At 35.4% G+C, this 6,670-nt stretch carries 8 protein-coding genes; 1 reads left to right on the top strand and 7 read right to left on the bottom strand.

Annotated features, from left to right (window positions below; all coding sequences use genetic code 11):
- The 7 genes from PLA12_14075 to PLA12_14045 form a co-directional block, all read right to left on the bottom strand.
- Nucleotides 1-994, bottom strand: a 994-nt coding sequence (locus tag PLA12_14075) for a hydroxyacid dehydrogenase (protein ID HOQ33615.1), incomplete at its 3' end; no start/stop codon positions are given.
- Between the two features lie 158 nt (nucleotides 995-1,152).
- Complete coding sequence (locus tag PLA12_14070; GenBank protein ID HOQ33614.1) at nucleotides 1,153-2,457, bottom strand: hypothetical protein; 1,305 nt, start codon at nucleotides 2,455-2,457, stop codon at nucleotides 1,153-1,155.
- 7 nt (nucleotides 2,458-2,464) lie between these two features.
- Nucleotides 2,465-3,175 carry a hypothetical protein gene (locus PLA12_14065; GenBank protein ID HOQ33613.1) on the bottom strand — a complete coding sequence of 237 codons (711 nt, stop codon included), beginning with the start codon at nucleotides 3,173-3,175 and terminating at the stop codon, nucleotides 2,465-2,467.
- A 176-nt stretch (nucleotides 3,176-3,351) separates the two neighbouring features.
- Nucleotides 3,352-4,563, bottom strand: a complete 1,212-nt coding sequence (coaBC, locus tag PLA12_14060) for a bifunctional phosphopantothenoylcysteine decarboxylase/phosphopantothenate--cysteine ligase CoaBC (GenBank protein HOQ33612.1) — start codon at nucleotides 4,561-4,563, stop codon at nucleotides 3,352-3,354.
- Nucleotides 4,564-4,580: 17 nt separating this feature from the next.
- Nucleotides 4,581-4,796 (bottom strand): DNA-directed RNA polymerase subunit omega, encoded by a 216-nt coding sequence (gene rpoZ, locus PLA12_14055; protein HOQ33611.1) that lies wholly within the window; start codon nucleotides 4,794-4,796, stop codon nucleotides 4,581-4,583.
- 30 nt (nucleotides 4,797-4,826) lie between these two features.
- Nucleotides 4,827-5,420, bottom strand: a complete 594-nt coding sequence (gene gmk / locus PLA12_14050; GenBank protein HOQ33610.1) for a guanylate kinase — start codon at nucleotides 5,418-5,420, stop codon at nucleotides 4,827-4,829.
- Nucleotides 5,421-5,423: 3 nt separating this feature from the next.
- Nucleotides 5,424-6,296, bottom strand: a complete 873-nt coding sequence (locus tag PLA12_14045; protein ID HOQ33609.1) for a YicC family protein — start codon at nucleotides 6,294-6,296, stop codon at nucleotides 5,424-5,426.
- Between the two features lie 130 nt (nucleotides 6,297-6,426).
- On the opposite strand from PLA12_14045, the gene PLA12_14040 reads away from it, so the two are divergent.
- A partial coding sequence (locus PLA12_14040) for a hypothetical protein (protein HOQ33608.1) occupies nucleotides 6,427-6,670 on the top strand: 244 nt, incomplete at its 3' end.

The raw sequence follows: 6,670 nt of genomic DNA, 5'->3' as shown, positions 1-6,670 counted from the left end.
CCCCTAAATCTATAAGTGGCTGAATAGATTTCTTTGTTTCAGGGTCTATGCTCGGCACATTGACTGCGTTCACAATAGCACCTGTGGTAAGGAAATCAACCATCTGTTTTGCAATATCAACAGCCACAACAACTTGTGCTTCTTCTGTGGATGCGGCTAAATGAGGTGTTAATATTACATTATCTAACCCTAAGAAAGGATTGTTTACAGGAGGTTCAGAAGTAAAGACATCAAGAGCCGCACCCGCTATTATCTTCTCACGAAGTGCCGTTGCCAGGTCTTCCTCATTAACGATACCTCCACGAGCACAATTTACTATACGACAATTAGGTTTCATCTGTTTTAACTGTTCCAAACGAATCATATTATTCGTTTTTTCAGTTTTAGGCGTATGGATGGAGATAAAATCGGATTCCCGAATAAGTTCCTCAAGACTAACTAATTTTACCCCTAATGCCTCTGCTTTCAAAGGTGTTAAAATAGGGTCATGTGCAATTACTTTCATTTCAAACGCTAATGCTCGTTTTGCAACCGCTCCTCCAATTCTTCCTACACCAATAATCCCCAAAGTTTTCCCTCGTAGTTCAACCCCCATATATTTTTTACGGTCCCATTTACCCGCCATCATAGAATCGTGAGCCGAAGGAATATTCCGACAAAGTGCCAATATTAATGCAAAGGTATGTTCACACGCAGAAATCGTATTTCCACCCGGTGTATTCATCACTACAATACCCATTTGTGTAGCAAAGTCTTTATCAATATTGTCAGTTCCAGCACCTGCTCTACCAACTACTTTTAAATTCTTTGCATTCTTAAGTGCTTCTTTTGTTACCTTCGTAGCGCTACGAACCACCAAACCGTTATAATTACCAATAATTTGTGCTAATTCCTCCGGCTTTTGTGGAGGTTTTACATCAACTTCAAACCCCGCCTGTTTAAAAATTTCAATCCCTTCTGCACTTAAATTATCTAAAACAAGAATTTTCGTCATTTCTTTATTCCTTTCTTACTTATTTTTTTATACCCGATTACTTTGCCCAAGTTTATTAATTGATTTTATAGTTTATCAAAAATAATACCATTTTCACAAGTTATTATCCCTCCTTAATAGCAAAAAATTACATAAATGAACACAGATTACAGAAAAAGTTACCTTTTCTCTACTTTATATTTCTTTTGAGAAATAAGAAGTAAAACCATTCCCAATAAAATAAAATCGGAAATAAATTTTTTAATACTTTGATTTTTGGCACAACCACAGATATTATCCGATGGCTCATCTATCCCCTCTGGATAACCTTCGTGGAAACCTTCATGATTAGTTCCTTCCTGAATTGCACCTTCTATTATATTCCCTTCTTGTGTCCCTTCCTGTGTCCCTTCCATAGAACCTTCTCCATCTAAGCTTCCTTCTGTAACCCCTTCTTGTGTCCCTTCGACTATGCCTTCCTGCAATCCCTCATTATCAGAGAGTTGAATGTTAGAATAACCAATGGATTTCAAAGCACATAGGTCTGCTAAAGAATAATCACGAATGGTGCTTCCTGCTGTATAAGAAGGATTCATGACTGCATTTGTTATTCCTGTCCTAATCGGGTCCCAATGATTTAAACTTGTCCCTTCAACGAAAGGACTTTTTGAATATATAGCAAGTCCACTGTTCCCAAAAAAATTTTGGATAAAGATGGATTTAAAAACCAGTTGATTACTTGTAGTATCTGATGGCGCACCCTGAAATGCAGGAGGACTTCCAGAAAAAAGGGCTAAATCTCCTTTATAAATAAATTGGTCAAAAACAGTATATAAATATTTACCATTAGATGAGAGCGGGGTTTTACCATCTTGTTCTACAAAAGATAAAAATCCAAATCCGTGTGTGAATTCATGTATAAGCACAGATAATAAATCAAATTGATTGGAAGCAGGTGTGGTATGGTCAGGGTCTTCATAATAATTCCATCCAAAATCAACAGTTAACTGAATTTCCGATACATTGGCGACAGGTTTTGTCCCATTCAACAGCCGTAATTGAGAAAAACAACTACTAAATGTTTTTTGATTCTCAAAAACATAACTTCCCGCAAAAGCAATAGCACCTGTGCCATCATATTCACTCGTCTTAACCAGAATGTCAATAGTCCCTGAAGTTCTGAATGTATTTGAAATATAGTTTAAAGCCGCTTCTAAACATCTTTTGCGATTAGGATGATTCGGGTCATTAAAACCCGAACCATTTGGGTCGGAATAAGCAATGTTATAAGTGATATAACTTGTAGAGAAGACCTCAGGAATTATTCCATCAGGATACCATGCTTTTTGTAGTTTTTCAGGAACTACTTCTTGAACAATACCTGCATCCGGTGCAATAAAAAATATTCTTTCGGAAAAGGTAACAGGAACAAATAGTAAAATAAAAACAAGAGAAAAAATTAAATGGATAATTAGAGTTTTCATAACATCTCTATTCCTTAGGATTGCTTCTTATTGAAATACCTAAAATCCCTATGACAATTAACATGAATAATAAATCAACAAGAATGTTTTTTATTTGTTGCGTTGCTTTTTTATTATCAGAACAACATCCCTTAACGATTTTTTCAGCACAACTCATATTATCATTTCCCCCTTCCCCTTCTCCCTCTATTTGCCCTTCCTCTTCCTGAGGTATTCCTACACCTTCAAATGAAGTCTGTGCAATATTAGAAGTTAATTGCTCACCTGTATATCTATATAATGCTTGCGAATTAATTTGAGTGGGTCCCTGAAAATCAGAGGGAATGTTTACACTAAAAGTAAAATCGAAAGGAAATGGAGGAATATTTATCCATGCAAACTCAAAAGGTGTCGTTCCATCAGATACCTTTCCCGGTTGTGGGTATATAGCAGGAGCATTGTTACCAGTGGATGTCCCTTGAAATTGCCATCCTTGGGGAACAAAACATTGTAATCCCAATGCAAGAACATTTTCAGATGAATTATTAATAAATGAGATGGTAATATTAACAGATTTGCCGGGGATATAGTATATATGAGTGTCGGTTATATATACAGCCTCTCCAGAAACCTGTTGACTTATTATCACCTCTCCGTTTGCTGGTAGTAGAAAAATTACAAATGAAATACCAGATAAAAAAAATAGAATACCTTTTTGAATTTTTTGTTGAATTAACACAACCAGAAAACTTTTTTAGATTTCATATAAAGATTATACACTTTTTTTAGGATTTTTATTCATAAATAATAAAAACAATCCCTGTTTTGTTCAAGTCTCACTCCTCCTATCCGTCCTATTTGTCCTATTCCTTCCTCTGTCCCATGTGTCCTCTCTGTCCTATCCGTCCCATCTTATCAACGATTATTTAAAATCTCTCCAATTCGATTAAAAATACGATGAGTTAACTCCTCTTTAGGAATAAGTTCAGGTTTATCATCATGTGAATGGGGCGTTATCATGAGTGCATATACATAATCAGAACCAAAAGCACAATTTTCCCCGCCAACTTGATTAGCAATAATCAAGTCCAAATTTTTTCGTTTTAGTTTTTCCTGAGCATATTCAATGAGACGATGTGTCTCTGCAGCAAATCCTACAGTAATCTGTTTGCACTTTTTTATTTCACCCAATTTTTTGATTATATCCGGGTTTGGGATTAGTTCCAAATAATGCATAGAACCATTTCGCTTATGTTTCTCGTCCATGGGGTCTTTGATAGCATAATCGGCTACAGCCGCAGACCCAATAAAAATATCATACTCTGGAAATCTTTTAACGGTTTCCTCATACATTTCTTGAGCAGTTCGAACGAAAATTTTTTCTGCATGATAGGGCAGAGGTTCCGATGCAGGACCAGAAATAACCGTAACTTTTGCTCCTCTTCGGAGTGCCTCCATAGCAAGTGCTTTCCCCATTTTCCCGGAAGAATGATTAGAAATATATCTTACAGGGTCAATAGGCTCCTGAGTAGGTCCACTGGTGATAAGAATTTTTTTGCCCTGAAAATCTTTTGTTGGATTGATTAATATATCCGCATACTCAAAAATATTTGTAGGTTCTGCCATCCGCCCAGGACCTATTTCCCCACAGGCTGTTTTCCCTGTTTCCGGACCAATAAAAAAATGTCCCCTTTCTTTTAAAAGAGCTATGTTTGCCTGAGTGGCTGGATTTAAATACATTTGAGGGTTCATTGCAGGAGCCCAGAGAATAGGGGCATTGGTGGCTAATAGTGCCGTGCTAATCCAATCATCTGCGATACCATGGGCACATTTTGCCATTATATTGGCTGTTGCAGGGGCAACAATAAATAAATTTGCTTCATGACTTAGAGATATATGAGATAGAGGTCCTAATGTATAAGGTTCAAACATCCCTGTGATAACAGGATTTCCAGAAAGGCTTTCAAAGGTAGCAGGACCTATCAATTTCTGAGCACTTTCTGTCATAGCAACATAAACTTTAGCCCCATTTTGAACCATTCTACTGCAAAGTTCATAGGCTTTATATGCAGAAATAGAACCACTTACCCCCAATAAAACAACCCTGTTCTGGAAGGATAAGCACATATTTTAACTAATTCCGATTAAATCTCCGTAAGGTCTTCTTTTTCATTCTTACGATAGGTAATTTTACCTTCCATGACTTCATCAATAGCGATGATAGTAGGCTTTTTCTTTTTGCCAAAGCCATGTTTTTCGCTTTTGATAATTTGATTAACTCTTTTCGATGCAACATTTACCAGCCGATAAAGGCTATCAATCTTTGTGCGTAATTCATCTACATAGAAGGGAGCAGGCATAAGACAATCCTCCTGTAATTATTTTTTTATTTATTCTAAATTAATTTCAATTCTCGAAGACTTTAAGTGTTCTGCATGAATAATGGCATTCAGGTCTTTTGCAGATTGTTCCACCTCATAATTTACTATAGTATAATCGAATTCAGAGCGAACTTTCATTTCTTCAAAGGCTCTTCTTAATCGTTTTTGTATTTTTTCTTCACTTTCCGTCCCTCTATTCTTTAAACGAAACTCCATCTCTTTTAGTGAAGGGGGTAGCATAAAAATAGTTACTGCCTTTGGAAATTTGTTTTTTATACTTCGCATTCCTTGAATATCCAATTCCAATATTAAATCCTTTTCGGAATTTAGATGACGATGGATTTCTGAATATAAAGTGCCATATAAATCGTCATGGACACGAGCATATTCTACAAATTCATTATTTCTAATTTTTTCTTCAAACTCTTCGGTAGAAAGAAAATAATAATCCACTCCATGCTTTTCCCCGTGACGAGGAGCTCTTGTTGTGGCAGAAATGGATAAAGCCAGGTTATCCCTTTGTTTCATCAGGTATTGAATAACTGTAGTTTTTCCTACTCCTGATGGAGCGGAAACTATAATTATCAAATTTTCCTTTTTCACGACTTACTCCACATTTTGGATTTGTTCTCGGATTTTTTCCAGTACTGTTTTCATTTGAACCAATAGCCATGCAAGGTCTGCATCTCGCAATTTAGCACTTATTGTGTTCAATTCTCTACCCATTTCCTGGATAAGAAAATTCAAAGGTTTTCCATTTTGTTCCATTTCTAAAAGTTCATGCGCACGGCTTAAATGAGTATTTACACGATTTATTTCTTCGGTAATATCAAGTTTGTCTGCCCAGAGGATGGTCTCCATAGCCAATCGTTCCTCTTTCATAGATGGGTCTAAAGATATTTCCGCAAGTTTTGTGCGAATGCGTTCTTTCTGTTGTTCTAACAGTTCTGGTGTCTTTTGTTCTAAGATATGTATTCCTGAACGAAGTTCATTAAAATGTTCCTGTATTTGCTTTTTTATAGCCTGACCTTCTATTTCCCTTGATTTATTTAAATTTTCAATAACAAGGTCAATGAGAGGTTCCATCTCTAACTTAATCAATTCTATTTCCTCATCCGTTATTGTAGTTTCAAATATACCGGGCAACTGAATTAATGTGTTTATGGAGATTTCTTCATCTGTATTTAATATTTGTTTTAATTTTTTTATATGTTCTAAATATTCTTTAACGACATTTTCGTTAAAGGTAAAAGATGGACCTGTTGTTTCGGAGGATTGCCTCCGCATCCAGAAATGGATTTTACCACGATTTATATTCTGGCGTATTTTATCTCTTATAAAAGTTTCGATAGGTCCCCATAAGGAAGGAACCCGAATAGATATTTCCAGAGACCGATGATTTACAGAATTTATTTCTAACGAAACAATTGCGTTTCGAACAATCCCTGAAGCATTTCCAAACCCCGTCATACTACGCATAAATTACCCCCTTCCATAAAAATATTTTTTCCAAGAGAACATTCCTATTTTTCATTTTTCTTTTTATCAGATTGTATTTATTATAATAAAAAAAATAGATATTAAACAATTTGATTTGAGACATGAACTTATGAAAATAAAAGTTTTAAAACGGAATAATATAGATAATATTGACAAATCTATTTTTATTTGTGTTTTTAAAAAAGTTGTTCATAGTATAACTTGTTTTGTTCTGATTTCCCTTCTTTTTTCTTGTTTTTCTTCGGAACAAAAAGTCGCACCATCTCCAACAAAATCCGAGAAAAATATATTAGAAGAAACAAAACCTGCTTCAATAAGTACTGTTCAACAGGAAAAAGAAACACAAGAAAACA

It is taken from the genome of Candidatus Hydrogenedens sp., assembly GCA_035378955.1.
Classification (GTDB): Bacteria; Hydrogenedentota; Hydrogenedentia; order Hydrogenedentales; family Hydrogenedentaceae; genus Hydrogenedens.
The sequence above is the reverse complement of the archived record's forward strand: the minus strand, read 5'-3'. Positions and strand labels throughout refer to the sequence as shown.

What these genes read in the sequence shown, in the direction of transcription:
- PLA12_14070 (HOQ33614.1), bottom strand. Translation starts at nt 2,457, where the DNA reads ATGAAAACTCTAATTATCCATTTAATTTTTTCTCTTGTTTTTATTTTA.
- coaBC (HOQ33612.1), bottom strand. Translation starts at nt 4,563, where the DNA reads ATGTGCTTATCCTTCCAGAACAGGGTTGTTTTATTGGGGGTAAGTGGT.
- rpoZ (HOQ33611.1), bottom strand. Translation starts at nt 4,796, where the DNA reads ATGCCTGCTCCCTTCTATGTAGATGAATTACGCACAAAGATTGATAGC.
- PLA12_14045 (HOQ33609.1), bottom strand. Translation starts at nt 6,296, where the DNA reads ATGCGTAGTATGACGGGGTTTGGAAATGCTTCAGGGATTGTTCGAAAC.